Genomic DNA, 26,642 nt, shown 5'->3' with positions numbered 1-26,642 from the left:
GAGGAAGCAATGAGCTGGACGCAGGAATTGGACGAACTGGCGCGCCGCAAGGCGTTTTCCCTGCGCATGGGGGGCGAGGACAAGGTGAAGCGTCAGCATGACGCAGGCAAGCTGGACATCCGCCAACGGATCGAACGGCTGGTCGACGGCGGTTCGTTCGTCGAAGTCGGCGGATTGGCCGGCAGCGGCGAATATGACGAACAGGGCCGCCTGGTCCACGTGATGCCCTCGAACGTGATCATGGGGCGCGCGGCGCTGGACCGTAAAAACGTCGTGGTCGTGGGCGACGACTTCACCGTGCGCGGCGGCGCGAACGACGGCGCCGTGGGCGACAAGATGATATTCGCCGAGCAGATGGCGTTCGATCTGCGCATTCCGCTGGTGCGCCTCATCGACGGTACGGGCGGCGGCGGCTCGGTCAGGAACATCGAGAAGATGGGGCATGCGCTGCTGCCGAAGATGAAGATCTGGGCCTATGTGGCGCGCAACCTGGCGCAGGTCCCGGTGGTGTCGCTGGCCCTCGGATCGGTGGCGGGCCAAGGGGCTGCGCGCGTGGCGGGCAGCCACTATTCCGTCATGGTGAAGGACACTTCGCAGCTGTTCATCGCGGGTCCACCGGTGGTGGCCAAGATCGGCCAGAACCTGGGCAAGAACGAACTGGGTGGAAGCGCCATCCATACGCGCAATGGCGTGGTGGACGACGAGGTGGATTCCGAGGACGAGGCCTTCGCGGCCGCGCGGCGCTTCCTGTCGTACATGCCCGCCTCCGTGCACGATCTTGCGCCCAGGGGCGAGATCCCGACCGTAGCTGCGGACCAGGACTGGCTGCGCACGGCCATCCCGAAGGACACGCGCAAGGTCTACAAGATCCGGCCGATACTGGAAACCTTGTTCGATCCCTGCAGCGTGTTCGAAATCGGCCGGCATTGGGGCAAGGCCATTGTCGGCGGCCTGGCCCGGGTGGATGGCTGGCCGGTGCTGTTCGCCGCCAGCAACCCTTATCACTATGGCGGCGGCTGGGACCGGCATACCGCCGAGAAATTCACCCGCCTGGTCGATCTGGCCGAGACCTTCCATTTGCCGGTGGTGAACCTGGTCGACATCGCGGGTTTCCAGATCGGTCTGGAAGCCGAGAAGGACGGCGTGATGCGCGCAGGGGTGAAGGCGCTGACGGCGGTCGCGCAGTCGACGGTGCCCTGGTTCTCGCTGATCATGCGGCGCGCTTTCGGCGTGGCAGCGGGCGGCCATCAGAATTCCAGCCGCTTCAACTTCCGCTATGCCTGGCCGTCGGCGCAATGGGGCTCGCTGCCCATCGAGGGCGGCCTGGAGGTGGCGTACCGGTCCGAGATCGAGGCGGCCGCCGACCCGGAAGCCAAGCGCGCGGAGATCGAGGAAAGAGTGCGGGCCCTGACGTCCCCGTTCCGCAGCGCGGAGGCCTTCGTCATCGAGGACATCATCGATCCGGCCTGCACGCGAGCGCGCCTGGTCGAGTTCGCCAATCTGGCCGCGCCGCTGCGCCGGCCCGGCCAGGTGACCACCGGATACCGGCCCTGAGAGGATGCAGATGAAGAAGATCCTGATTGCCAACCGGGGGGCCGCTGCCGCACGCATCCTGCGTGCCGTGAAGGCGCTGGGCCTGCAATCCGTGGCGGTGTACTCCGAGGCCGATGCCGACCTGCCGTACGTGCTCCAAGCCGACGAGAGCTACTGCATCGGGCCCGCGCCGGCGCGGGCCAGCTATCTCAACCAGGACCTGCTGCTTGAGGTCATGGCGCGCTGCGGAGCCGATGCGCTGCATCCGGGCTACGGATTCCTTTCCGAGAACGCGCAATTCGCACGCAGAGTGGAAGCGGCGGGGCATTGCTTCATCGGACCTTCGTCCAGGTGGATCGATGTGCTGGGCAACAAGGCGAGCGCGCGCGAGTTGATGCAACGGCATGGCCTGCAGGCAGGCGGCAGCACCGGCATCCTGCCTCGCGACGACATGGTCGCGGTACGCCAGGCCGCCGACGCACTCGGGTATCCGGTGCTGATCAAGCCTGCGGGCGGTGGCGGAGGCATAGGCATGATCCCCGTCCACGATCCGCAATCGCTGTCCGACTGCTGGAAACGCGCCAGCGGCATGGCCGAAAAGGCGTTTGCCAATGCCGCGCTGTACCTGGAGCGATTCGTGCCGTCGCCGCGGCATATCGAATTCCAGTTCCTGGCGGACAGGTTTGGCAATGTCCTGTCCCTGTTCGAACGGGACTGTTCCACCCAGCGCAGATACCAGAAGGTGATCGAGGAAGCGCCGGCGCCGGCCATCGACCGCCAGGCCGTGGCTGGCATGGCCGAACGGCTGTCGGCGATCCTGGGGAAGATCGGCTACGACGTTATCGGAACGGTGGAGATGCTGTACACGCCGGACAGCGGCTTTTCGTTCCTGGAGGTCAACACGCGCCTGCAGGTCGAGCACGCCATCTCGGAAGCGGTCACCGGCGTGGACATCGTGCAGGCGCAAATCCGCCTGGCTGCGGGCGAAAAGCTGTCGTCGGTGATTGACAGGCCGCCTGCCGTCGCGGGACATGCGATCGAGGCGCGCCTGTATGCCGAGGATCCCGTGCGTTTCCTGCCATCTCCCGGCGTTCTGAAAGCGTTCGAGTTGCCGCCGCCTCGCCCAGGCCTGCGGATAGAGACGGGCTACGCGCGGGGCAACCGGGTTTCCAGCCATTACGACCCCATGGTGGCGAAAGTCATCGCGCATGCCGATGATCGCGCCGCCGCCATCCGCGAGTTGACCGGCGCGCTCGGCGCGATGCGGATAGAGGGCATCAAGACCAACATTCCCATGATTCTTCAGGTGCTCGCGTCGGAGCGGTTCCAGGCCGGTGCGATGACCGTTGACGGCTTGCAGGCAGTGATTTCAACAGAGTCGGTAAAGGAGCTGGCATGAAAAAAATCGTCTCCAACGTGGCAGGCCGTGTGGTCGCGTGTTGCGTGGAAGAGGGGGCACGGATTCAGACGGGCGACGAGGCCTTCAAGGTCGAGTCCATGAAGATGGAAATTCCCGTGGAAAGCGAGGCAGCAGGCCGTATCGCGCAGATTCTGGTCGCGGTCGGCGATGAAGTGGAGGAAGGGCAGGATCTTGCTGTGCTGGATTGAGGCGGACCGCCTCTGAACCTGGATAAGAAAAGCGAGGAGACTATGTTCAAGACAATCAAAAAAGACGCGCCCGCAGCTTCTGCGCGCAAGCGTCCCCTGACGTTCCTGGCGTTGCTGGGAGTGGCGGCGCTGCTGGGCGCCGGCGCGGCGGGCGCGCAGACGGCGCAGGGCTTTCCCAACAAGCCGGTGACGATAAACGTGCCGTTCTCGGCGGGCGGCACGACCGATATCCTGGCACGCGTGATAGGCCAGCGCCTGAGCGAACACTGGGGCGTGTCCGTGGTGGTCGAAAACAAGCCCGGCGCGGGCGGCAACATCGGCACCGCGCAGGTGGCGCGCGCCGCGCCAGACGGCTACACGCTGGTGATGGGCACGATAGGCACGCACGCCATCAATCCCAGTCTCTACAAATCCATGCCCTACGACGCGATCAAGGACTTCGCGCCGATCACGCGTACCGCCATGGTGCCGAATGCCCTGGTGGTGCCCAAGAACGCGCCATACGACACCGTGAAGGAGCTGATCGCCTACGGCCGCGCCCATCCCGGCAAGCTCACCTTCGGCTCTTCCGGACACGGAAGCACGCTGCACATGTCAGGCGAGACGTTCAAGATGATGACCGGCGTCGACATGGTGCATGTGCCCTACAAAGGCAGCACGCCGGCCGTGACGGATCTGCTGGGCGGCCAGATCTCGATGATCTTTGACAACCTGCCTTCGGCGTTGCCGCATATCAAGGCGGGCCGGCTGAAGGTGCTGGCAGTGACCTCGGCCCAGCGCAGCGACCAGCTGCCCGACGTGCCCACCGTGGCGGAGGCGGGCGTGCCCGGCTACGAGGTCGTGTCGTGGTTCGGCCTGTGGGCGCCCGCCAAGACGCCGGACGCCGTCGTGTCGGAGATCAACAAGCAGGTGGTCGCCATCATCCAGACGCCCGACATGCAGAAGCAGATCCGCGACCAGGGAGCGGTGCCCAATCCCGATACGCCCGCGGAGTTCGCCGCCTTCATCGGCAGCGAGGGCAGGAAGTGGGCCGAGGTGGTGCGCCGCGCCAACGTAACGACCGAGTAGGCAATCGACAGTATCGGGTCTGCCGCAGGCAGCCGGCAGGCCCGCTTTGAGGAGACACAGGCATGGAACGCATGATGGAAGGCAAAGTGGCGGTGGTGACCGGGGCCGGGGGCGGCATCGGCCGAGAGATAGCTTTGCAATTGGCGGCCGAGGGCGCCAAGGTCGTGGTCAACGATATCGGGGTCGCGCTCAATGGCGATGACCTGTCCGCCGCGGTGGCGCCTGCGGACGCAGTCGTCGCCGAGATCCGCGCCGCGGGCGGGACGGCCGTCGCCAACTTCGATTCAGTCGCGACGTACGCGTCCGCCAACGCCATCGTCCAGTGCGCCATGGATCACTTCGGCCGCATCGATGGCGTGGTCAACAACGCGGGCAACCTGCGCGACCGCTCTTTCCACAAGATGAGCGAGGAAGAATGGCGGGCCGTCATCGCGGTGCATCTGGATGGCACATTCTTCGTCAGCAGGGCTGCTGCCACGCACTTTCGCGAACAGGAGAGCGGCGCGATGGTGCACATGACCTCGACTTCAGGGCTTATCGGCAACTTTGGCCAGGCCAATTACGGAGCGGCCAAGCTGGGCATCGTGGCCCTGTCCAAGATGATTGCGCTGGATATGGGGCGGTATGGCGTGCGCTCCAACTGCATCGCCCCTTCGGCCTGGAGCCGCATGACCAGTTCCATCCCCACCGATACGCCGCAACAGCGGGACCGCGTGGAAAAGCTCAAGAAAATGGAGGCGGGCAAGATTGCGCCGATGGCCGTGTACTTGCTCGGCGACGCCGCGCGCGAGATCAGCGGCCAGATATTCGCAGTGCGTGCCAACGAAATCATGCTGATGAGCCAGCCGCGGCCCTTGCGCTCCGTCCATTTCAGCGAAGGCTGGACGCCGCAGCGCATTGCCGAGGTCGCCATTCCGGCAATGCAGAAGCACTTCTATCCGCTGGAGCGTTCGCCCGACGTGATGAGCTGGGATCCGATCTGAACCGGACGCCGTGGTCATGGATGTGTCTTCGGGACCAAAGGGAGAAACGTCATGCGCTTGAGCCATGAGCAACTGATGAGCTACGAATTGCCGGAAATCAGGCAGCGCTACACCGAGCGGGATGTCATGCTGTACGCGCTGTCGGTGGGCTTGGGACAGGATCCTGTGGATGCCTCCGACCTGGCCTACGTGGGCAGGCGGCATGATCCGCTGGTGCTGCCCTACATGGCGGTGGTGCTGGGCTATCCGGGCTTCTGGCTGGATGCGCCCGATATCGGGGCCGATACGGTGCGCTTGCTGCACGGCGAACAGGGAATGGAACTGTTCCATCCCATACCCGCCGCCGGCGAACTGACAGGCAAGACCCGCGTCGTGGAGGTTGTCGACAAGGGCGAGAAGGGGCTGTTGCTGTATTCCGAAAAAACGTTGACGGATGCCGGCACGGGGCAGCTCATCGCACGGACTTTCGCGACCCACGTGCTCAGGGGCGATGGCGGCATGGCGAACGCGGGCAGGCAGGCGCGCCCGGCGCACGCCATGCCCGGCGGGCCGCCAGACTGGACCGTGCAGGCGCGCACCCGGCCCGAGCAGGCGCTGGTGTATCGCCTTAATGGCGACTACAACCCGTTGCACTGCGATCCGCAGGTCGCCCAGGCAGCCGGCTTTCCCCGCCCCATACTGCATGGCCTGTGTACGTTTGGCCTGGTGTCGCACACTGTCGCCAGGCAGTTGCAGCCTGCGGGCAACGGGGCGGTGCGTTCCGTGTCGCTGCGGTTTTCCGGGCCGATGTATCCCGGCGAGACGCTGAGCGTAGACGTCTGGCGGGATGGCTCCTTCCGGGCGAAAGTCATCGAGCGCGACGCGATCGTCATTGACAATGGGGTGTTGCGGGTCGCTTAGCGCTGGGTAGGGCGGGCGAGTCCGGGCTGTTGTCCCGAGGGGGGCATGTGCGCGCCGCAAAATGGAAGAGCGCCCCAGCTCAAGGTGAGTCTGAGGCGCTCCTGCCCGGCTTCGCACGCGATGGGTGTCAGACAGCCCGGCAACTCAAATCTACTGCTGAGCCATAGGTCGAACAATAGGGAAAACCCTTGAATATTAAAGGGTTACAAGATTCATGCCGTTTTGCGCGGTGGCCAGCCTGGGCGGGCCGCCGCCGCCCGTGCACTGTCAACGGACCCGTGATCACTTTATCCGCCTCGGCATCCGCGAATGGCGAGGCCGGGGGCAGACGCCGACACTGAAGCCTGTCTTCACAGTGCCGGAGAACGGATATGTCAGGGTTGCGGAAGCGTCAGTCGGGACAGGGTATGACGGAATACGTGGTGGTCGTGGCCTTGGTCGCGGTGGCGGCCATCGCGGTGTACCAGTATTTCGGCCAGGTGGTGCGATCGCAGACCGCCGCCATGGCGCGTGAACTTGCCGGCGAAGACGGCGGTGCGCAGAGCCGCGCGGCACAACAGGCGGCGCAAAAAGCGGCGGCGCAGACCAAGGCCCGTTCGCTCAAGTCCTTCACCGGCAATGCCACGGACGCGAAGTGAACGCGCGTTCTTGCGCACCGCTTGCTCAACAGCGCGGCCAGGCGCTGGTGCTGGGTCTGTTGATGGCGGCGGTGGGAGGCATATCCCTGGTCGTGCTGTACAACCTGGGGCAAACCGTGGGAGCGCGGCAGCGGCTGACGCATGCCGCAGACGCGGCCGCCTATAGCGGGGCGCTGGAGCAAGCGCGCGCGCTCAATGCCCTGGCCTACATCAACCGCACACAGATCGCGCATCAGGTCGCCATGGCGCATCTGGTCACGCTGGCTGCCTCGGCGCAGTACGCCCGCACCATGCAGTCGCAGCGCGACCGCCGCAATCCGCCCGCTGGGCTGATCGCCATGTTGTTCGGCCCCGATGTGGGGGCAGCCTACCAAACTGTGCGGGCAGTGCCCGACGCCGAGCAGAGGCTCGCGTCGGCGTTTGGCGAGCACGACAGAGTGGTCCACCAGGTTCTGGAAGCAGCCGCGGCGTCCGCTGTTTCAGGCTTGGCGGCTTCGCGCGAACGCATCATGAAGAAAGTGCTGTCCGCCAATCTGTCGGACGATGCTCCGTTGCCCGATGGCGATGCCGCGCATGTCCGGGGCCTGAGCCTGCGGCTGCTGACCGATGGCTGGCCCGGATACGTGGGGCGTCGCCTGGCCACGCGCGAGGCGGGGTTGCGGCCCGCTGTCGAACAAGCGGCGGAACGGTACGGGTTTCTCCACCGCCGCAACGTCACGCGCCGCAATCCGTGGATGGTCCATCCGCTGTGCCCTTTGCATCGCCACGAGTTGCGGCGCCGCGGTTCCACCTGGTTGGGGCCGGATGGACGTTGGGGCGCTCTTGATACCCAGTCCTACCATGCGCTGCGCTTCAACCGCTGGAGGGGCTGCTACTTCCGCGAGTACGCCGTGGGCTGGGGCACGGCGCAAGGCCAGAAGATCAAGGCGCCCGAAGGCCTGGAGTACGTGGAAGAGCCACCGCTCGATTTTTCCGAACAGGATTTCTGGCGCTGGGTGGAGCAGTCGACCAACTGGGATCTGCTCGACGGCTTCACCAATCCCATGGCCAATTCGTACGCCATGGCTGCCGCTCAGCGCTGGCCGGGGCGGGGCCTGCCAGCCTATCGCGACATCGCCTTGCCACGCAGCGGCGATCCCCTGCGTTTCGCGGTGACCGTCCGGCTTGCCGGCGCATCCTTGAAAACCACGGATGGCGACAGCGCAGTCCGGACACCCTTGGGGGCGTTCCGCTATGCCGCACTGGGACCGGAAGACGCCGTCACCGTCACTTCCGCGGCGGAAACCTATTTTGCACGGCCGGAACGCCGGGCCGATGGCCGTGATGAACTTGCCACGCTTTTCCGCCCTTACTGGCAGGCGCGCTTGTCCGCCGTCAGCGCCGCAGAGGCCGCGCAGGCAAGGCGGGCGCCATGAACCGGACCCCCACGCGCCAGCAAGGGCAGGCTCTGGTCGAAGCGTTGCTGATGTTGCCGCTGCTGGCCCTGCTGCTGTGGGCGGCGTCCTGGATTGGCGGATTGCAATTCGCAGCGCAGGAAATGTCGCAGGCCAGCCGCAAGACCGCAATGGCAGGCGCCCTGGGACAACCCATGCGGAATTTGCCCGCGTCGGGCGGCATGGCGCTCTCGGGCAAGGCCAGCACCTTATCGGGTATCGCACACGCGCAGGTCAACGCCTTGCAGGCCGAATGGTTCGGCGCGGATCTGCGACTGCTGTCGGTGACGGCAAGCGCTGCGCGATTCGATCGGGACAGCGCGGCCTGGTTGCGCATCGCCCGCCGCACGCATGTGGCAAGCGGCGCCGGCTATGCGGACGGCGATGCCGACGCGCAGCGCCGGATCGGCCGGGCGCCTACGTCCTGGCACAGGGCGGAACGCGCCTCGGTGGCCGAGGCCCGACGCTTGAAGCCTGTTGTCGATCGCCTGGACGGACCCTGGCGCAGGCCCGGCCTGTCGCTGGACTGGTTGTCTGAATGGGCGGATGTGGTGCCTGGGGAGCGGCTTGCCAGCCGCAAGGGGGCGGGCAAATGATCGGCCTGCGCTTTTCGGCGCCCCTTGCGGGTTTTGCCCCATCACGGGAAGACGGCTGGCGAACCGTGGCTATGACAAAGACGCTGCGTCTGTTGATGGCCGGCGCCGTGGCTGTTGCGGCCGTAGGGTGGCGCAATGTCGCCGCAGCTCAGCATCTCGTGACGAGCGGCGGGGAGGCCGGCGGGAGCAGGCCAGGCGTTACCGCGCTGGAGGCCTTGCGTCTGCCCGCAGGTTCGCGTCGCGGATTGTTAGGGGAAAGCATCTGGTTGCATGGAATCCCGGCGCGTGTGCTGGTGTTCGATGCGCCGCTCAGTACGGCGGAGCTGATCCGTTACCTGTCTGCCCAGCAGCCCGCCCTGGTCAATCTCAACGTGTTGTCAGGTCAGGCGATTCTGTCGGGTAAGGTGGGGCAGGAGCAATGGGTCATCCAGCTGGAAGGCCTGGGCTCCCGTCGGACAGCCGGAAGCATTTCAGCCGTCAGCCTTCTGGCCGTGCCTGAAAGCGCTTCGCCTGCCTGGCTGCCCGCCGGCGGCCGCCTCAGGTTGGACATCGCCTTGATGGAGGACGGCGTACGCGTTTCCGAGCGGATCTGGCAATACGCCTTGCCTCCGGGGCAGTTGGCTGCGCAGCTGGAGCAGCACCTGCTCCGGAACGGCTGGCGTCGCATGCCCGTCTCCGAGGATTCGGCGCACTGGTGGGTCCGCTCCGGCTCCCGCATGCGGCTGTCGCTGGTGCCGCTGGACGGTGGCACCGGCCTTCTGGTCAGCGGAAGAGTGCCATGACGAACTGGATCACCCATGTAGCGCCGCGTCTGCGCCGAATGGGCGTGTATGCCATAGCACTGATTGCGGGTTTGGTATCCGCGTGGGCGGTGCGGGAACACGTGCAGCAGCGGGTCCAGGCGCTGGAGGCAGAGGCGCGCACGCCGATGGTCAGCCGGCTGGTCGCGGCGTACGACCTGCCTGCTGGCACGCAACTCGAAGAGGTGCACCTGGCAGTGCGCGAGATTCCGCAGCTTTGGGTGTCCCGGGCCAGCATCGATCCCCTGGATCTTGCTAGTTTGCTTGGCGCCACCTTGCTGGCCGATGTCGCCAATGGTGAGCCCTTGCTGCGGGGGCATCTGACATTCAGTCCTCCGGCCCCGGCCTTGGCGTCCCGCTTGCGCAGCGGGCAACGCGCATTGACCGTGGCGGCGACGGACCTGGGCGGCCTGGCGGAAGTCCTGCGCGTAGGCGATGCCATCGACATCTATGTGAGTTTTTCGCATCGGCAGCGGGAGATGACGGTGCCCCTCCTGCAAGGCATGCGCGTGCTGATGGTGGGAGGCGACGCCGAGGGCGAAACCAAGGGCGGCAATATCACCTTGGCAGCGACGCCGGATGAGGCAATGCGATTCGTGGCGGCGCGGCAGAGCGGGGCGCTGACCGCGATGCTGCGCCATCGCGATGATGCCGCAATGGTCAGCGGCGCCGCGCAGGGCGACCTTGCCACCCTGATCGGATTGGACCTGGAACCCCGGAATGCGCCGGGCGTGGCCATCCTGTACGGAGACAGGCTGGACCCCTCGGCAGGCACAGGAGCAATGGATGTGGAAAGTGCAGGCCCGGCTCGACTTCAGCGGGGGCGGCCATGAGACGCGCCGTCATCAGCATGTTTGCCTGCATGCTCTGGTTGGCCTATCCCGCAGCGCGGGCGGAGGATGAGGTGATCGAACTTCAGGTGGGTGAAACGCGGATTCTGTCGCACCCCGGGGTCAAGCGCGTGGCGATAGGCAACGGCCAGGTCGTGGGCGCCATCGAGGCCGAAGGGCGCGAGGTCGTGGTCTTTGCCCGCGCCGAGGGTGTTTCGTCACTGCACATCTGGGCAAACGCCGGGCGCGCCAAGGCCTATGAACTGAGGGTCGTGCCGGCCGGCGCGCCGCGTCTGCGGGCAGAGGTCGAGGCCTTGCTTGCCCGCATCCCCGGCGCGCGCAGTACTGAGGTGGGCGGTCGCATCCTGATCGAGGGCGACGATCTTTCCGACGATGACCGATTGCGCATCACGGCCCTGGCGGACCGCTATCCCGCAGTGCTGGACTTTACCGGCCAAGTGGGTTGGGACCGCATGGTGCAGCTGGACGTTCAGGTCGTGGAGATCCCCACCTCAAGGCTGAGGGATCTGGGCGTGCGCTGGGACGGCCTGTCGCAAGGCGGCATCAACGCCGGCCTGGCCTGGGATGCGGGGTCCAGGGGGCGCATGAACCGTCCAGGCGACGGGATCATAGAAACGGTGGGCCCGGTCTCTTCGGCGGCTGGCTACTTCGGCGTCAATGCGCTGTTGTCGTCCCGGATCGCGATGCTGGCGCAAAGCGGCGAGGCCGTGATGCTGGCCCAACCTCAATTGCTCGCGCGCAGCGGCGCCAGCGCCACCTTCCTGGCCGGCGGAGAGGTTCCTTACTCGTCGACCGACACGCGCGGCAACGCGACCACGATGTTCAAGCCCTATGGCGTCATGCTCAGGATCACCCCTCGCATCGATCGCAACGGGATCATCCGATCCTTGATCGAGGTAGAGGCGAGTTCGGTGGACAACGCGCTGAGCGTGCCGGGCGGACCGGCGCTACGCACGCGCCGCGCATCCACCGAATTCAACGTGCGGTCCGGCGATACGCTGGTCATCGGCGGCTTCCTGTCGCGCGAGCGGGACGAGACCAGCGATGGCCTGCCATGGCTGAAAGACATCCCGGTTCTGGGGGCCTTGTTTTCGTCCCGGCGCTATCAATTGCGGGAAACCGAACTTGCCATATTCGTGACGCCCAAACTGATTACGCAGGCCGAGCCCGCCATGGCGGACCGCGTGCGGCGGGGACGTGGCGTACTCGAAGCGGCTTTTCCCGTGCCGCCCCGCCTGGGCACCGCCGTGCCTGCCGCGGCAGGGTGGGATGCCCACGCCGGCACCGGTTCGCAGTGGGGCTCGCCGCAAGACGGCGCGCCGATTCCTTCTTCGGAAACTCGGCCATGATCGACGTGGAAATGATGTTTGAAGACGCCTCCGTGCACAGATCCACGGTGGCTGTTCCCGCGTTGATAGGAAGGGGCGCGCATTGCGGGGTGCGCATCGTGAACTGGAGAGTGGGGCGCCAGCACGCCCGCTTGTTGCGCGAAGCGGCGGGGATCGTGCTCGAAGACCTGGGTACGTTGGGCGGAACCCTCGTGAACGGCGCGAGGATCGTGCGCCACGCCCCGGTGTTGCCCGACGACGAAATACTGATCGGGCCTTGCCGGCTGCGGGTGTCGCTGGCGGACATCCCGGAGCGCAACGGTGGGGCGGACGGTGCGGCGGCTGAAAGCGTCGCCCGCGACATGGCTGCCGTGCAGGAACCGCCGATGCTGCCCGCGCCGGTGACGCCAGTGCCGGCTCTGCCACTGCCACATCCGCTGCAGGAGCGCCGGCGGCTGCACGCGGCGCTGCTGGCGGCGCTGGATCTGCGCCGCCGCGACGTGGCGGGCATGAGCGACAGCATGCTGCGCGCCGAGGCCGAACGGCTGCTGACGCATATCGTCGCCACGGACACCGACTTGCCTCCGGGGGTTGACCGGGCTGCGCTTTGCCGCGAGGTGCTTGACGAAGCCGTCGGCCTGGGGCCGCTGGAGCCCTTGCTTGCCGCTGCCGACATTACGGAGATCATGGTCAATCGCCACGACGAGATCTATGTCGAACGCGCCGGCCGCTTGTCGCGCCATCAGGCGGCCTTTACCAGCGAGCAATCGCTGCGTTGGGTCATAGAGCGCATCGTCACACCCTTGGGGCGACGCATCGATGAAAGTTCTCCGATGGTGGATGCGCGCCTGGCCGACGGGTCCCGGGTGCACGCCATCATTCCGCCGGTGGCCCTTAGGGGCGCCAGCCTGACCATACGCAAATTTCCACAGCGGCGCCCCGGAATGTCCGATCTGATCGCTGCGGGGACGCTGAGCGGCGCCATGGCGCAATTCCTGGCGCTCTGCGTGAGGATGCGCAGGAATCTGGTGGTATCCGGAGGGACCGGGGCGGGCAAGACCACGTTGCTCAACATCCTGTCCAACGAGATTCCCGACGGCGAGCGCGTGGTCACCATCGAAGATGCGGCGGAGCTGCGCCTGAACCATGATCATCTGGTAGCGCTGGAGGCGCGTCCGGCCAACCAGGAGGGGCGAGGACGCATCGACATCCGCGAACTCGTGCGCAACGCGCTGCGCATGCGGCCAGACCGGATCGTCGTGGGCGAGTGCCGCGGGGCGGAGGCATTCGACATGTTGACCGCCATGAACACCGGGCACGAAGGCTCCCTGACGACGCTGCATGCCAACTCGCCGCGCGACGCGCTGGGGCGGTTGGAATCGATGATCCTGATGGCCGGGCTCGATCTGCCTCTGGCCGCCGTGCGCGAGCATATCGCGGCCAGTGTGGATATCGTGGTGCAGCAGGCGAGGCTGGGCGACGGGCGTCGCGTCGTGACGTCGATAGCGGAGATTACGGGCATGGAAAGCGGACGTATACAGCTGCAGGATCTGTTCCGCTACGACCGCATGGGCGGCTTCACGGGCTGCGGCGCCTTGCCCGGCTTTGCGCGCGAATGGACGCAGGCCGAGGAGGCCTTCGATCCCGCCTGGTTCTCCAACACCGAGCAGGCGGCGCCGGGGACCACCGTTTTTGCGCAAGGAGCGACATGATCTGGCTATCTGCGGGAGCGGCCATGGTATGCGTGCTGCTGCTGGCGTGGCGTGCCCAACACTGGTTTGCGCCAGCGCTGCGCCGCTACCGCGAGGTCTACACCCAGGAGGCGGGCCTGCGTCTGAGCGAGGTGTTCTTGTTCATAGACCCCGCCCAATTGTGGGCTGGCGCGGTGGCTTGCGCGGCGATGGCGGCGGCCTTGGCCTTTGCTGCGACGGGCAGCGGCTTTGTCGCCGCCTTGGCCGCGGCGCTTGCCTCGCGCCTGCCCAGGATGCTGGTGAATGGGTTGCGGCGGCGCCGTGCCCGGCGGTTCGAGCAGCAACTGCCGATGGCGCTGTTGATGCTCGCCTCCGCCCTGCGCGCTGGCGTGGCATTGACCACCGGCCTGCGCCACGTCGTCGAGCAGAGCAGCGCGCCCTTGGCCCAGGAGTTCGGCCTGATGTTGCGCGAGCAGCGCATGGGCGTGCCGTGGGACGGCGCGCTTGAAAACCTGCGTGGCCGCATGCCGGCCGATTCGACCGCGCTCGTCGTAGCGGCCATGCGCATTGCGGCGCAGACGGGAGGCAACCTGGCAGAGGCGCTGGAAAGCATCGCGCAGACCCTGCGCGCCCGCCTGCAGTTGCAGGCGAAGCTGCTGGCGCTGACTTCGCAGGGACGTATGCAGGCCTGGATCGTGGGCGCTTTGCCTTTGCTGCTGCTTGCCGTGCTGGACCGGCTGGAGCCGGAAATCATGGGCCTGCTGTGGCATACGCCCGTGGGTTGGGGCGTGTTGGCGATCGTGGCGGTACTGGAGACCGCAGGCATGCTGCTGATCCGGCGCATTGTCCGGATCGATATCTGACGGGAGCGGATGCGATGTGGCTGTACTTGAGCCTGTTGACGGCCGCCCTGGCTGCGGGATGGTTGGCATGGGTGGTTTTTAAGCCATTGCTGCTGGACAGCGAGGGTGCGTCGTCCGCCTTGCCATGGTGGTGGCGAGCGGCCTGGCCCTGGATTTCCGCGGTGGCGCCCGTGGCAGGGCCTTTATGTTCCTGGCGTTGGCGCATACGGCTGACTCGCGCCATCGAGCGGGCGGCGCTGCCCGCCGGCATCAGCTACGCGCATGTCGCGGCGCTATGTTGGAGCGCGGCCATGGCTGCCGGCGGGTTGACTACGGCGGTCGCCCTCGTCTTGGCGCAGGCACGGTCCTGGGAATGGATTCCCTGGATGGTAGCGTCAGCGCTGGCGGCAGGCGCCGCGCCGGGGCTTTGGTTGCGCAATTTGAGCAGCAACCGGCGGCGCAGCATCGAGCGCGACCTGCCTTTCGTGTTCGACATGATGACCTTGTGTGTGGAAGCGGGGCTGAGCGTGCATGGGGCATTGCAGATGGCCGCCCAGAGCGGACCTGCGGGCATACTGCGAGATGCCCTGGCTGACGCGCTGGCAGAGATGCGTGCGGGGGTTTCCAGGACCGCCGCGATCAAGGCCTTGGCGGAACGCAGCAATAGCCCGCTTGCGCGTAACTGGGCGGCCGCCCTGGCGCAGGCCGAAGGACTCGGGATAAGCCTGGGTCCAGTATTGCGGGCACAGGCGGCGCAAGCCCGCAGCGATCGTCACGTGCGTGCGGAACAGCTGGCGATGCAGGCTCCGGTGAAGATGCTGCTGCCGCTGATCGGCTGCATCTTTCCCTGCACGTTCATCGTGCTGGCCTTTCCGGTCATGGTGCAATTGCTGCAGAGCGTGCAATGACTGGCGGTCAGCCATCGGCGCGGCGCGGCGGACTCAGGCTACTCAAGGTCGCCAGCTGCTGCGGCCGCGCGCGCGGCTTGCTGGGACGCAAGCCGCCGGGGCCGCGGTCCGGCATCTTGCTGATGCATTGCGCCGCGGTGCATACCTTTGGCATGCGCTATGCCATCGACGTGGCATTCATATCGCGGCAGGGAAGGGTGCTTGCGGTGCGCAGGGCGCTGGCGCCCTGCCGCGTGGCGTCATGCCTGGGCGCCGTTGCCGTCGTCGAGATGCGCGCCGGCGTTCTCGATACCGAATACGGAGGTATAGGCAGGATAGAAGCTGCAGTACAGCACGCCACCCGCGGCGATATTGAAGGGAATCTGCAGCGTGCCGGCAAGCTGGGGCGACAGGCCGATGGCGACCAGGAGGCCGGCGCACAGGTCGATGAAAAGAAACACCAGGATCCAGGTGGCGCCGTAGACCAGGAACGGCAGCTTGTTGCGCCAGCAGGCGATGCCGGAGAAGAACAGCGCCTGGACCAGGCGCAGTCCATGCCAGGCGACCAGGACGGGGGCGTGCCAGAACAGCGCGGCGATCACGACATACACGATCGCGAACAAAGTCAGCGGAACGGCCATGGCGGACAGGATGGGCTCCATGGACTTTTCCACGGAGGCAATGCGCATGCCCTCGACCATCGCGTCCGTGAATGGCAGGAAGATGATCAGGCCGGTCGCAATGCAGAGCGCCGCGTACAGCAGCCCCATCAAGAACAGTTTCCTGAATACGCCAGGCTGCTTGAGCGGCTTGGCCCACATCGAGGGCAGCATGATGCGGTCGGCTTCGACATGCTTGCACGCCGATAGCGTCATCAGCGTGATGATGGGCATCAGCGCCACCACCAGTATGGGTCCGACCGGCGGCGTCGCGGTGGCGAAGATGACCAGAAGGCTGATGGCCATGGCCCAGGTGAACATGGCCAGAGGTTGCTTGCGGAACAGACGGAAGCCGTCTCGGACCCATTGCCAGCCGGATGTCGCGGGGAGGAATGCTGCTTGCATGGCTCTTTAAAGGGGGGAGATCTCTCAAAAAGGGACGCGCTATCCCCATTATGGGGGGAGCAACGGTTACGGCAATATTGGCAGGCCAGGGCGGTGGCGCGCTTGCAACACTCTTTCGAAATGCCGGGGGTCGTGCGGTTTCAGGGTCTGAGCCGGCCGCGGCAGGAAAAAGTCATACAGGCGCGATATCCAGAAGCGCAGCGCGGCGGCCCGCAGCATCAGCGGCCAGACCTCGCGTTCCGCGTCGGTGAACGGGCGCACGGCCGCGTAGGCTGCCAACCAGGACTCGACCAGTTCGGGCACGAATTCACCCGTGTCGCGTTCGATGCACCAGTCGTTGACGCTCACCGCCACGTCGAACAGCCAGGTGTCGCAGCCGGCGAAGTAGAAGTCGATGATGCCGCCCATGAGCGGATCCTCGAAGGTGCCAGCGAACAGGACGTTGTCCCGGAACAGGTCGCAGTGGGCCGGGCCGGTCTGCAATGTCTGCCAGGCCTGCGTTGCGGCGGCGGCCTGCTGGTCGGCCAGCTCCGCCGACAGCAGTTGGGCTTGCGCCGGTTCCAGGAAGGGCATGACCTTGGGTGCCGTTTCCAGCCACCAGGACAGTCCGCGCAGGTTGGGCTGGTGCAGCGGAAAGTCGCGTCCGGCCAGGTGGGCGCGGGCCAGCGTGGCGCCGGCCAGGGCGCAATGCGCCGGGCCGGGAGCGGGTTCGTAGCCGCCGGGCAGGCGTGAAACGATGGCGCAGGGCTTGCCGTGCAGGGTCGTCAGGCGAGTGCCGTCGCGCAGGGTCTGGGGCCGGGGCACGGGAATGCCGCGCTCGGCCAGGTGGTACATCAGCTCGATATAGAAAGGCAACTGGGCCTGCGTCAGCACCTCGAACAGCGTCAGCACATATTCGCCGCGGGTCGTGTACAGGAAGTAGTTGGTATTCTCGATACCCGCCGTAATCCCCCGAAGCGAGACAAACTCGCCCAGATCGAAATGCGCCAGTAGGGCGCGAGCGTCGTCTTCGGAGACAGGGGTGAATACGGCCATTGATGTGCGGGATCTAGGGGTTGACGGGCGCGCGCGCATGCCGGTTTCGGCTGCGGCGGCGCAATTTTAGACCACATGGCGGGCCAGTCTGTCCGACTTGCGGTGGAGCGGATACGGCCGCCCGCCAGACACAAAGCCGCCAAGCACCGTAAAATACCGCATCCCCTTGTTTTGTAGAGTGATTCTTGGACTCCCCCGACTGGCGGCTGTGCGTCGCCCCCATGATCGATGTGACCGACCGCCATTGCCGTTATTTCCACCGGCTGCTGGCGCCGCGCGCACGCTTGTACACGGAAATGATCACCACCGGCGCGTTGCTGCACGGCAATGTCGAGCGGCACCTGGACTTTGACGAGGCCGAGCATCCCGTGGCCTTGCAATTGGGCGGCAGCGAACCCGACGCCCTGGCGCATTCGGCCAGGCTGGGAAAAAAGTGGGGTTACGACGAGATCAACCTGAATTGCGGTTGCCCGTCAGAACGGGTGCAGAAGGGCGCGTTCGGCGCCTGCCTGATGGCGGAGCCCGCCCTGGTGGCCGATTGCATGAAGGCCATGCAGGATGCCGTGGATATCCCTGTCACCGTCAAACACCGGCTTGGCCTGGATTACGACGAGTCCTACGCGTTTGTCCGCGATTTCGTCGGCAAGATCTACGACACCGGCTGCCGGGTGTTCATCGCCCATGCCCGCAATGCGGTACTCAAGGGCCTGACGCCCAAGGACAACCGCGAGATTCCGCCGCTGCGCTACGACGTGGTGCAGCAATTGAAGCGCGACTTCCCGGATTGCACGTTCGTGCTCAACGGCGGTCTGGCCGATGCCGAGCAGTCCGTGCGCGCCGCGGGCGATTTCGACGGCGTCATGCTGGGCCGGGCTGCCTGGCACACGCCGCGAGTGCTGTCCGAGGTGTCCTTGCAGCTATGGCCGTCGCTGCGGCTGCCCAGCGATGCGCAGGTGGTGGACGCGATGATGGGATATGCGACGCGGCAGGTCGCGCGGGGCGTGCCCCTGCGGGTGATGACGCGGCCCATGCTGGGGCTGGTGAATGGCCAGTCCGGTGCGCGCCGCTGGCGCCGCATGCTGTCCGATCCGGCCCTGCTGGCCGCGAACAACCCTGAACTGATCTACGATGCCTGGCGCAGCCAGCGGCATGCGCCGGATATGCGCGGCGCCGCGATCGAAGCGGCGCCGGCTGGGGTTTGACGAGGGGCCAGCCAAGCTGGCCGCGGGCTCAGGACTTGGCCGGTTCGGCGCTTTCCGTGGGCCAATCGCGGATATAGGCCTTCAGCATGTTGTTTTCGAATTGCTGGGCCGCCACGATGGCCTGGGCCATGTCGTAGAACGAAATGACGCCCATCAGGGTGGGGCCGTCCATGACCGGAATGTAGCGCGCGTGCTTTTCGAGCATCAGGCGCTGCACTTCGTCGGCGCTGGTGTTGGGGGACACGCTGACCGGGGCATCGTCCATGATGGAACGGATGGTGGTGTCGCCGGCGCCGCCATGCGCATGCATGTGGCGGATGATCTCGCGGAACGTGAGCATGCCGGTCAGCGTCCCGAATTCCATGATCACCAGCGAGCCTATGTCCTGCTCGCTCATTGTTTGCACGGCCTGGGACACAGGCATGTCGGGCGACGCCGTATAGAGCGTATCGCCCTTGACGCGCAAAATCTCGCTGACCTTCAACATCGGTTCCTCCTGGGCGGTTTACGCCCTAATGCTATTTGCTAATTCTTTTTCGCTTCCAGCTGCAGCACGGGAGCGATTCCATTTTCGGTATTTTGCGCTTCTCCGCAGACTTCTTCCAGCGTGGGCGCATTTTGCTGGGAAATCACGGCCGAGGCGACTCGCAATATCTCGGGGTCATTGCGGACCCTGGGCTGGCCGCGGTCCAGCAGAAAACGGTCCACCACGGGTTCCATCGAGGTTTGCCGGGCGTCGCAGGTCAGAACCCAGAGGCCTTCGGGGCTGCGCGTCGCCAAGCCCATTTCAGCCAGGGTTTCGAGGACTTCGTTCAGTTCGTCCTGGTGCAGGCGCAATTGCGCGGCCAGCAGATTGGCGGGCAGTCCGGGCGGATTGGCCGTCTGCGCCTGGCGCAGCGTGCGCAGCGCATCCACGGCGTCCACGAAGGGCGCGCCCGGATAGCGGTTGATTTCCCAGCGGCCCAGCCGGATCAGCGGCGCGCTGGACGCCAGGATGGCTCCCAGCAGCACGGCCAGCCATGACAGGTAGATCCAGAGCAGGAAGATGGGCAGGGTGGCGAATGCGCCGTAAATGACGGTGTAGGTGGGGAAGCGGGTCAGGTAGTAGGCGAAGGCCGACTTCATGATTTCCAGCACGATCGCAGTCACGCAGCCCCCGACCAGGGCATCGCGCCAAAGAACCTCGCGGTTTGGGACCATGACGAACAGCGTGGCAAAACCCAGGGCGGTCAACACCAGCGGGATGAACGACACCGCAACGCTGACGGCTTCGGGCACGTCCCGCACCAGGCCCAGCGATTCGCGCGCCACGAACGAAGTCGCCCAAAGGCTGGCGCCGGCCACGACGGGGCCCAGCGTGATGATGGCCCAGTACACCAGCGCGCGCTGCCGCAGCGGGCGTTGGCGCGTCACGTGCCAGATGTCGTTGAACGCCTTGTCGATCGTCATGATCAGCAACAGCGAGGTGATCAGCAGGAATACGCCGCCGATGGCGGTCAGGCGTGAAGCCTGGCGCGCGAACTGATTCAGGTAATCCATGATGTTGTCCGAGACGGACGGCGGCATCAGGCTGTTGGTCAGGAAATCCTCGAGCGCGACGCGGAATTCCTGGAATACCGGAAAAGCAGTAAACAGCGACAGGACCACGGCCAGCATCGGCACGATGGCCAGGACGGTCGTGAAGGTGAGGCTGGACGCGACCTGCAGCAGTTTCTCTTCGCTGGCGCGTTCGGCGCTGAAGCGCACAACACGTCCGGCCCTCGCGATCCATGAAGAGCGCGAGGTCGAGTGCTCGGTGGCCGCCGGCGTCGCGGCGGCAGGCTCGGCGGGGCGATTCATCAGGCGATAATAGCAGCATGAACCCTGAACTCAACCCCCGCTTGCGCCTGCTGGCCTCGGTATCGCTGTTCGCCCTGATCGTGCTTTGCGTCACCTGGGAAACCGTGGTGGCGCCGCTGCGGCCGGGCGGTTCCTGGATGCTGCTCAAGGCTCTGCCGCTGGCGTTTCCGCTGCGCGGCATCCTGCGCGGCAATCTTTATACCTATCAGTGGGCCTCGATGCTGTCGCTGCTCTACCTGATGGAGGGCGCGGTGCGGGCCATGTCGGATCCGGCTCCGCTATCCGTGTTGATGGCCTGGGGCGAGATCCTGCTGTCGGCCATTTTCTTCCTTAGCGCCATTTTCTACGTGCGGCCTGCCAAACGGGCTGCCAGGAGGCAACGCGCATGAGCGCCCATACGTTGTCCGACCTGCGCGTCGTCAATTCCTTTGCGGCATTGCCCGCAGCCTTCTACACCCGGCTTGCGCCTCAGGCCTTGAATAATCCGCGCTTGCTGCACGGCAATGCGGAAGCGGCGGAACTGATCGGCCTGGACCCGTCGGCCCTGTCCACGCCCGAGTTCCTGAGCGTGTTTTCCGGCGCCCAACCGCTGCCAGGCGGCGATACGCTGGCGGCGGTCTACAGTGGCCATCAGTTCGGCGTCTGGGCCGGCCAGTTGGGCGATGGCCGCGCCCATCTGTTGGGCGAGGTCGAGGGGCCGCAGGGCAATTGGGAGCTGCAGCTCAAGGGGTCGGGCATGACGCCGTATTCGCGCATGGGCGACGGCCGCGCGGTGCTGCGCTCGTCGGTGCGCGAGTACCTGGCCAGCGAGGCCATGCACGGGCTGGGCGTGCCCACGACGCGGGCGCTGGCGCTGGTGGTGTCCGACGACCCGGTCATGCGGGAAACGGTGGAGACAGCCGCAATTGTGACGCGTATGTCCCCCAGTTTCGTGCGCTTCGGCTCTTTCGAGCATTGGTCGTCGCGCCGCCAGCCCGACATGCTGAAGACGCTGGCGGATTACGTCATAGACCGTTATTACCCGGAATGCCGGGAAGCGGGAACGGGCGAGCCCTCGAATGACGTGATGCCCTATATCAACCTGCTGCGCGCCGTCACCCGGCGTACGGCGCTGCTGATGGCGGACTGGCAGGCGGTGGGCTTCTGCCATGGCGTGATGAATACCGACAACATGTCCATATTGGGGCTGACGCTGGATTATGGCCCCTACGGTTTCATGGACGGTTTCCGGCTGGGCCATGTCTGTAATCACTCGGACTCGGAAGGGCGCTATTCCTGGAACCGCCAGCCGTCCGTCGCCCTCTGGAACCTTTATCGCCTGGGTGGCAGCCTGCACGCGCTGGTGCAGGATGTAGAAGGCCTGCGAGCAGTCCTGGAGGAATTTGAGCCGGTCTTCACGCGTGCCTTCCATGACCGCATGGGCGCCAAGCTGGGCCTGGTCGCATGGCGACCGGCCGACGAAGCGTTGCTGGACGATCTGCTCAAGCTGATGGACGCCAATCAGGCGGACTTCACCTTGACCTGGCGTCGCCTGGCCGACGCCTTGTCGGGCCAGCGTAGCGCGTTCGAGGACCTGTTCATCGACCGGCCGGCGGCAGGAGCCTGGCTGGATCGTTTGGTGGCGCGGCACGCGCAGGACGGCCGGCCGATGCAGGATGTAACCGCGGGCATGAATGGCGTGAATCCGCTATACGTGCTGCGCAATCACCTGGCGGAAGAGGCGATTCGGGCGGCCAAGACCGGCGATGCCAGCGAGATCGATACCTTGATGAGGTTGCTGCGCAACCCCTACGAGGCTCAGCCGGGGTATGAGCGGTATGCGGGTTTGCCGCCGGATTGGGCGGGCAGCCTGGAGGTCAGCTGTTCGTCTTGAAACCGGCCGCCAGCCGAACAACCGGGACATTTACGAAAGCCGTTTTCCCGCGATTTACGGGAAAATAACCATTTGGACAAGGAATATCGCAGTTTTTTTCATTGCAATCATTCGTTTCCATTGTAAAAGACGTAAGATTGTCGCCAACGGAATACCCGGGGACTCTGCGTCCGCGGGGCATTTGTCGATAATCTTCAAAATAAAGCACTCTAAATATGGCTGGCGCAGATGGTTTGCTGTGTATCGGTCTGCTTGAGGATGACGCCGACTTCCGGGAGGAGTTGGCGTTAGGCTTGGGTGGCTATGGTTTCCGGGTGGCATTCGCCTGTGATAATGCCGCGGCGTTTTATCGCCGGTTGCAGGAACAACCCTGCGACATCGTCATTCTTGACGCCCACCTGCCCGGTGAAGACGGTTTCTCCGTGGCGACCCGCCTGCGCGCCCTCAGCCCCGTCGGTATCGTCATGCTGACAGGTCGCAGCGCGCTGGAAGACCGGGTGCGCGGCCTGGAAGGCGGCGCCGATGTCTACATGACCAAGCCAGTGGATCTGCTGGAACTCAGTTCCGTCATCCGTAGTTTGGCTCGTCGGATGCGTCTTGCGAAGGCGCCTCGGCCGGTGGATGCGGAAACGCGCGCCACCGCGGACACTTCGTGGTCCCTGCAGGACGGGGGCTGGATCCTGGTTGCGCCGGATGGCGCCTCGCTGCATCTGAGCGCCCAGGAACGGACCTTCCTGGTTGCCCTGATGGATGCCGCCGGCAGCGCGGTCAGCCGTCAGGTCCTGGCGGAATTGTTCCTGCCGGACAGCCCGGGCGGCTTCGAATTGCGCCGCATCGACGTGCTGGTCAGCCGTTTGCGCGCCAAGGCGCAAAGCGCGGGCCTGAAGCTCCCCGTGCTGTCGGTGCGCGGCCAGGGCTACGTGTTCGCGGCTTGAACCCGCCAGAGGCGGTCAAGCCGCCGGAGCGCTGGCCGGCAGGGTGACGACGAAGCGCGTGCCTACGCCTACTTCGCTTTCCATGGTCAGTGTGCCGCCCTGGTTCTGACAGATGCGCCGGGCCAGGTAGAGCCCGATACCCATGCCTTGCGTTTCGCGGTGCGCTGTGCGCCGGAAATGCGGTTCGAAGATTTTGGCCTGTTCCTCGACGCCTATGCCCGGGCCGCGGTCGGTGACGGCGACCCACGCCATGGGAATGGCGCCCACCCGGGTTTCGCCGGTTTCTATGCGCACGGGCTCATTCGCCGGCGAATACTTGATGGCATTGTGGATCAGGTTGCGTACCACCACGCTGGTCAGCGGACGGTCGCAGTAGACCGGCAGGGAGGGGCTGGCTTGCACCATCAGCGCATGCGCCGTATCGGGCTGCATGGCGGTGACGACATCGAGCACGAGATCCGCCATGTCCGTTTGTTCGCCGCGCGGCATCCAGGCCTGTTCGCCCAGCCTGTCCTGGTTCAGCAACTGATCCATGAGTTCGGTCATCCGGGCGACCGACCGATGAATGCGCGCCAGGCGGTTGTCCACGGCCTCGCCGCTCTCGGCAAGTATCATGTCCAGGGATTGGGCTGCCGCGCTGACGGTGGCCAGCGGTGCGCGCAGTTCGTGCGAGATCAGTGCGTTCATCTGGCGCTGCGTATCCAGCGCGCCGGCCAGTTCTGCCAGCCGCAGTTCGCCTTGGGCAAGGTGTTCCGCGTCGGCGTGCTCGTGGCCTGCGCGTTTCGACCCCAGTTGCGGGTGGCCGTGCTGATGGATCGCCAGCAGGATCAAGGCGCTAGACACCAGCAGCAGTCGCGCCAATTCGGCGATCGTTCCTGCCGCGGCCTGGGGCAGCCAGGCGTCCTGTCCCAGCAGCCAGGCCGAGATGCCATAGGCGCCGGCCAAGGCCAGCGCGGCCGCTCGCGCTGGCGACGGACTGGCGGCGCGGACCATGAACCAGGTGGCCAGCGGCAGACTGGCGATGGCGCAGGCCCCGGCGATGGCGGCGGACACGACGCCGTTGCCCGGGGCGTATGCGACGATCAGCGCCAGTACCGCTACCAGCGTCAAGGCCAGGCTGGCCCAGCGGCAGGCCGTCGCCAGTTTGTCGGCGGATGCTTCTTTGAGGATGGGCGCCGTGAGCGCCAGCAGGGCGGCATAGGAGCCGGCTTGCAGCGCCGCCGCCGGCAACAGCGTGGGCATGGAGCGGAAAACCCCTTCGATCAACATGAAGGCCAGCCCCGCGCCGAAAATGGCATTGCGGGTGGCCGCCCATGCGACTGCGCAGGCCACGCCACAGGCCGTGGCGACACCGGCTATCAGGCCCAGATGCAGGTCTTCGTGTGAAACGCCTACGCCGTAGGCCAGCGCCGCGTCGGGGCCGAGCAAGGCGCATAGCAGCATCCCCACGCGAGGCAGCATGGCTTGCCGAACCGCGGAGGCGTTACCGGTGCGCCGCAGGCGGGAAGGCCAGCGGGCGCGAAAAAGCCAACAGATGCGAAGCAGCATGCCTTCCGTCAACTGGAAACCCATGGATGATCAGGTGCGATGTCGTGCGTCTGGGCGGAGTTTACGACAGGCCCGCGCATGGCGTGGACGCCCAGGCCCGCCAGGACGTTTTGCGTGGCAATGTCTGGCACGTCCTCGGCGTAGACCGCGATATTCAGCGCGGCCGCGGTGGCCACCACCGTGGCGGCGAGGTGCTGGCTGCCCGGACTGTGGAGCAGGCCGGCGATGAAGCCGCCGCACAGCTTCAGATAGGACAAGGGGAATTCGTGCAGGTGCTCGATGGCGCCGAACTGGTACGACAGTCGGCTTACACCGACGCGGGCGCCCGCAGCCACGACGATGTCGCAAAGCGGGTGCAAGTCGGTTCCCTGAGCGGCCAGGGCCGCCGCGTCGATTTCCACGATCAGGCGCGCGCTCAGGGCGGGGCGGTCGGTCAGCATGCGTTGAAGCCTGGACTGGAACGACGGTTGGGCGATCGATGCCAGCGAAATCGGCACTGCCAGCGCGCCGGAGCGCGCATACAGCCAGTCCAGCCCCAGGCGGATGGCTTGTATGTCGCATTCGGCGGACAGGCCGAGGCGGACGGCGGGAGGCATGAAGATCGAAGCCGGAACGGGGTCGGCGCCGCTGGTATCGTGCAGGGTCAGGCTGGCTTCCTGGTGCAGCAGGCCGCCGGAAAGATCGTGCAGAGGCTGCACGGACAACGAGAACCTGTGTTGTTCGAGCGCAGTGACCAGAGCGTCGTGCCAGCTGTATTCGCCGATGTGCGTGCTGTCCGGCGCGCGGCTGGCCGAGGCTATCTGGTCGTCGTCGGCGCTTTCGGCGCACATCAGCGCGTGATCCAGCCGTGCCAGGATGTCGCTCATGCTGTCTCCTGGCGCGTAGGTGGCCATCGCCAGGGCCCAGCGGCAGGATTCATGCTTGTCCATGGGCACGCGCAGCGAGCGCAGTTCGCGCCGCACCCGCTCGGCCAGCAGGCTGGCCTGAGGCGCCGAGGCGCGGGGCAGCAGCAGCGCAAAATCCGAACCGCTGATGCGCGCGAGCATGGCCCCCGGAGCGCCGAATTCAGCGACCAGCTTGCGCAGCCGGTCCGAAGACGAGCGCAGCCACTGGTCCGTGAACGCGCGCGAGAGGTGCCGGTTGATCTGCGCCAAATCGCGTTGACGAAACATCAGCAGATGGCCGCCCGCATCAGGGTCCTTGTCCGCCAGCGCCAATCTGAATTGGTCGACAAAATACTTGCGGTTGTGCAGCCGGGTGACGGGATCCCTGTAGATCTCGCTCTGTAGCGATTCGATCCGAGCATTCTGTTCCTGGACCGTGGCGGCGACCAGGCGTTGCGCGTCCACCAGCGCCTGGTCGACACCCGCCTGTTCGCTGGCGCCATTCGATGTCTTGCGGTCGCCAGGCGCGAGCGCGCGCTCGCGTTCACGGACGTCGCGCGAGATGCGCGCTTCTATTCGCCGCGCCAGATTCACGCAGAACAGGGCCCACAGCAGGCCCGCGGCCAGCACCAGTCCCAGGACCCGCACGCCGCCTTGCCATAGCGTATCGCGAGCAGTCCGCGAATCTGCTTGCACGGTCACGATGCCTTGTGAACTGCCGTCTGGCGCAGCGTAAGGCCGCGATACGGCGGGTGCGGCCATGTTCAGCCAGGCATCGCGCCAATCGTGCTCTCTGGTTTGTGGGTCGGTTTGGGGCGTTTGCCGTTCGACGACGGGCGCGCCATTGTCGTCCGTGATGCGCACCAGCGCATATTCCCCTCCTGCAAACATGTCATCCACCAGCGCAGTCCGTTCTTCGGGGGCGGCGGCCGCATGCGACAAGGCCCAGGCCAGCGCATTAGCGCCGTCGTCGCTTTGCCGCGCCAACTCCGCGCTCAGATAGCGGTGCGCGGCCAGCATTCCCACCGTCTGTGCGCCGAGCAGAACGAGGCCGATCAGGAGGGCGGTGAAGAAAAGTAGCCGGCGGAATGTGGACATGTATTT

General features: G+C 65.8%; 26 protein-coding genes and 1 pseudogene. 20 read left to right on the top strand and 7 right to left on the bottom strand.

From position 1 onward, the window contains the following. The first annotated feature begins 9 nt into the window (after positions 1–9). From IB257_RS30700 to IB257_RS30630, 15 genes are all read left to right on the top strand, one after another. The gene (locus IB257_RS30700; protein WP_192493312.1) at positions 10–1,554 is read left to right on the top strand and encodes an acyl-CoA carboxylase subunit beta; all 1,545 of its coding nucleotides are present in this window, start codon (positions 10–12) and stop codon (positions 1,552–1,554) included. A gap of 10 nt (positions 1,555–1,564) precedes the next feature. Then, positions 1,565–2,932: an acetyl/propionyl/methylcrotonyl-CoA carboxylase subunit alpha gene (locus IB257_RS30695; RefSeq protein WP_192493311.1), complete on the top strand. Its 1,368-nt coding sequence runs from the start codon at positions 1,565–1,567 to the stop codon at positions 2,930–2,932. Then, on the top strand, positions 2,929–3,141 hold the full coding sequence (locus IB257_RS30690; protein ID WP_054458613.1) for an acetyl-CoA carboxylase biotin carboxyl carrier protein subunit: 213 nt from the start codon (positions 2,929–2,931) through the stop codon (positions 3,139–3,141). The genes IB257_RS30695 and IB257_RS30690 overlap by 4 nt, the downstream gene beginning before the upstream one ends. 42 nt (positions 3,142–3,183) lie before the next feature. After that, positions 3,184–4,209, top strand: coding sequence for a tripartite tricarboxylate transporter substrate binding protein (locus IB257_RS30685; protein WP_175214380.1), 1,026 nt, complete (start codon positions 3,184–3,186; stop codon positions 4,207–4,209). Positions 4,210–4,271: 62 nt separating this feature from the next. Then, the gene (locus tag IB257_RS30680; RefSeq protein ID WP_192493310.1) at positions 4,272–5,192 is read left to right on the top strand and encodes an SDR family NAD(P)-dependent oxidoreductase; all 921 of its coding nucleotides are present in this window, start codon (positions 4,272–4,274) and stop codon (positions 5,190–5,192) included. 51 nt (positions 5,193–5,243) lie between these two features. Continuing rightward, positions 5,244–6,092: a MaoC/PaaZ C-terminal domain-containing protein gene (locus tag IB257_RS30675; RefSeq protein WP_054458608.1), complete on the top strand. Its 849-nt coding sequence runs from the start codon at positions 5,244–5,246 to the stop codon at positions 6,090–6,092. Between the two features lie 371 nt (positions 6,093–6,463). Next, positions 6,464–6,730, top strand: a complete 267-nt coding sequence (locus IB257_RS30670) for a hypothetical protein (protein ID WP_054458606.1) — start codon at positions 6,464–6,466, stop codon at positions 6,728–6,730. Next, the gene (locus IB257_RS30665; protein WP_054458604.1) at positions 6,727–8,145 is read left to right on the top strand and encodes a pilus assembly protein TadG-related protein; all 1,419 of its coding nucleotides are present in this window, start codon (positions 6,727–6,729) and stop codon (positions 8,143–8,145) included. The genes IB257_RS30670 and IB257_RS30665 overlap by 4 nt, the downstream gene beginning before the upstream one ends. Then, a complete protein-coding gene (locus tag IB257_RS30660) occupies positions 8,142–8,759 on the top strand; it encodes a pilus assembly protein (RefSeq protein ID WP_192493309.1) in 618 nt (205 codons plus the stop codon). Before IB257_RS30665 ends, IB257_RS30660 begins: the two co-directional genes overlap by 4 nt. Further along, on the top strand, positions 8,756–9,541 hold the full coding sequence (locus IB257_RS30655) for a hypothetical protein (RefSeq protein WP_175162531.1): 786 nt from the start codon (positions 8,756–8,758) through the stop codon (positions 9,539–9,541). Before IB257_RS30660 ends, IB257_RS30655 begins: the two co-directional genes overlap by 4 nt. Then, on the top strand, positions 9,538–10,392 hold the full coding sequence (gene cpaB / locus IB257_RS30650; protein WP_192330994.1) for a Flp pilus assembly protein CpaB: 855 nt from the start codon (positions 9,538–9,540) through the stop codon (positions 10,390–10,392). Before IB257_RS30655 ends, cpaB begins: the two co-directional genes overlap by 4 nt. Further along, positions 10,389–11,759: a type II and III secretion system protein family protein gene (locus IB257_RS30645; RefSeq protein ID WP_192493308.1), complete on the top strand. Its 1,371-nt coding sequence runs from the start codon at positions 10,389–10,391 to the stop codon at positions 11,757–11,759. Before cpaB ends, IB257_RS30645 begins: the two co-directional genes overlap by 4 nt. Next, on the top strand, positions 11,756–13,450 hold the full coding sequence (locus IB257_RS30640) for an ATPase, T2SS/T4P/T4SS family (protein WP_192493307.1): 1,695 nt from the start codon (positions 11,756–11,758) through the stop codon (positions 13,448–13,450). Before IB257_RS30645 ends, IB257_RS30640 begins: the two co-directional genes overlap by 4 nt. Further along, positions 13,447–14,292 (top strand): type II secretion system F family protein, encoded by an 846-nt coding sequence (locus tag IB257_RS30635; RefSeq protein WP_175162517.1) that lies wholly within the window; start codon positions 13,447–13,449, stop codon positions 14,290–14,292. Before IB257_RS30640 ends, IB257_RS30635 begins: the two co-directional genes overlap by 4 nt. Before the next feature lie 14 nt (positions 14,293–14,306). Beyond that, positions 14,307–15,179 carry a type II secretion system F family protein gene (locus IB257_RS30630; RefSeq protein ID WP_192493306.1) on the top strand — a complete coding sequence of 291 codons (873 nt, stop codon included), beginning with the start codon at positions 14,307–14,309 and terminating at the stop codon, positions 15,177–15,179. Positions 15,180–15,186: 7 nt separating this feature from the next. Here the strand turns inward: IB257_RS30630 and IB257_RS31685 are convergent, their stop codons facing one another. After that, a complete protein-coding gene (locus IB257_RS31685; RefSeq protein ID WP_225589319.1) occupies positions 15,187–15,333 on the bottom strand; it encodes a hypothetical protein in 147 nt (48 codons plus the stop codon). Between IB257_RS31685 and IB257_RS31775 the strand changes: the two are divergent. After that, positions 15,302–15,409 (top strand): annotated as a pseudogene (locus IB257_RS31775) (DUF192 domain-containing protein); the annotation flags it as partial. The gene IB257_RS31685 and the pseudogene IB257_RS31775 overlap by 32 nt on opposite strands. A gap of 9 nt (positions 15,410–15,418) precedes the next feature. On the opposite strand, the gene IB257_RS31675 reads toward IB257_RS31775, so the two are convergent. Together IB257_RS31675 and IB257_RS30620 are read right to left on the bottom strand one after the other, a co-directional pair. Further along, the gene (locus IB257_RS31675) at positions 15,419–16,222 is read right to left on the bottom strand and encodes a BPSS1780 family membrane protein (RefSeq protein ID WP_054458588.1); all 804 of its coding nucleotides are present in this window, start codon (positions 16,220–16,222) and stop codon (positions 15,419–15,421) included. A 66-nt stretch (positions 16,223–16,288) separates the two neighbouring features. Then, positions 16,289–17,257, bottom strand: coding sequence for a homoserine kinase (locus IB257_RS30620; RefSeq protein WP_192493304.1), 969 nt, complete (start codon positions 17,255–17,257; stop codon positions 16,289–16,291). A 185-nt stretch (positions 17,258–17,442) separates the two neighbouring features. Here IB257_RS30620 and dusA point away from each other — a divergent pair, with 185 nt between their 5' ends. Then, positions 17,443–18,459, top strand: a complete 1,017-nt coding sequence (dusA, locus tag IB257_RS30615; protein WP_192330988.1) for a tRNA dihydrouridine(20/20a) synthase DusA — start codon at positions 17,443–17,445, stop codon at positions 18,457–18,459. A gap of 28 nt (positions 18,460–18,487) precedes the next feature. On the opposite strand, the gene IB257_RS30610 is transcribed toward dusA, so the two are convergent. Continuing rightward, a complete protein-coding gene (locus IB257_RS30610; RefSeq protein WP_054458582.1) occupies positions 18,488–18,946 on the bottom strand; it encodes a CBS domain-containing protein in 459 nt (152 codons plus the stop codon). 38 nt (positions 18,947–18,984) lie between these two features. Then, positions 18,985–20,298: a YihY family inner membrane protein gene (locus tag IB257_RS30605; protein WP_054458580.1), complete on the bottom strand. Its 1,314-nt coding sequence runs from the start codon at positions 20,296–20,298 to the stop codon at positions 18,985–18,987. Between the two features lie 17 nt (positions 20,299–20,315). On the opposite strand from IB257_RS30605, the gene IB257_RS30600 reads away from it, so the two are divergent. The 3 genes from IB257_RS30600 (at position 20,316) to IB257_RS30590 (ending at position 23,106) form a co-directional block, all read left to right on the top strand. Continuing rightward, entirely contained in the window at positions 20,316–20,687 is a 372-nt protein-coding gene (locus IB257_RS30600; protein WP_054458579.1) for a DUF2069 domain-containing protein, read from the top strand. Further along, the gene (locus IB257_RS30595) at positions 20,684–22,171 is read left to right on the top strand and encodes a YdiU family protein (RefSeq protein WP_192493303.1); all 1,488 of its coding nucleotides are present in this window, start codon (positions 20,684–20,686) and stop codon (positions 22,169–22,171) included. The genes IB257_RS30600 and IB257_RS30595 overlap by 4 nt, the downstream gene beginning before the upstream one ends. Before the next feature lie 215 nt (positions 22,172–22,386). Beyond that, positions 22,387–23,106, top strand: a complete 720-nt coding sequence (locus IB257_RS30590; protein ID WP_054458575.1) for a response regulator transcription factor — start codon at positions 22,387–22,389, stop codon at positions 23,104–23,106. Between the two features lie 15 nt (positions 23,107–23,121). Here the strand turns inward: IB257_RS30590 and IB257_RS30585 are convergent, their stop codons facing one another. Together IB257_RS30585 and IB257_RS30580 are read right to left on the bottom strand one after the other, a co-directional pair. Beyond that, the gene (locus IB257_RS30585) at positions 23,122–24,567 is read right to left on the bottom strand and encodes a sensor histidine kinase KdpD (protein WP_225589318.1); all 1,446 of its coding nucleotides are present in this window, start codon (positions 24,565–24,567) and stop codon (positions 23,122–23,124) included. A gap of 95 nt (positions 24,568–24,662) precedes the next feature. After that, the gene (locus IB257_RS30580) at positions 24,663–26,636 is read right to left on the bottom strand and encodes an EAL domain-containing protein (RefSeq protein ID WP_192493302.1); all 1,974 of its coding nucleotides are present in this window, start codon (positions 26,634–26,636) and stop codon (positions 24,663–24,665) included. Positions 26,637–26,642: the final 6 nt, after the last annotated feature.

It is taken from the genome of Achromobacter sp. ACM03 (genome assembly GCF_014851665.1).
Classification (GTDB): Bacteria; Pseudomonadota; Gammaproteobacteria; order Burkholderiales; family Burkholderiaceae_B; genus Achromobacter; species Achromobacter aegrifaciens.
The sequence above is the reverse complement of the archived record's forward strand: the minus strand, read 5'-3'. Positions and strand labels throughout refer to the sequence as shown.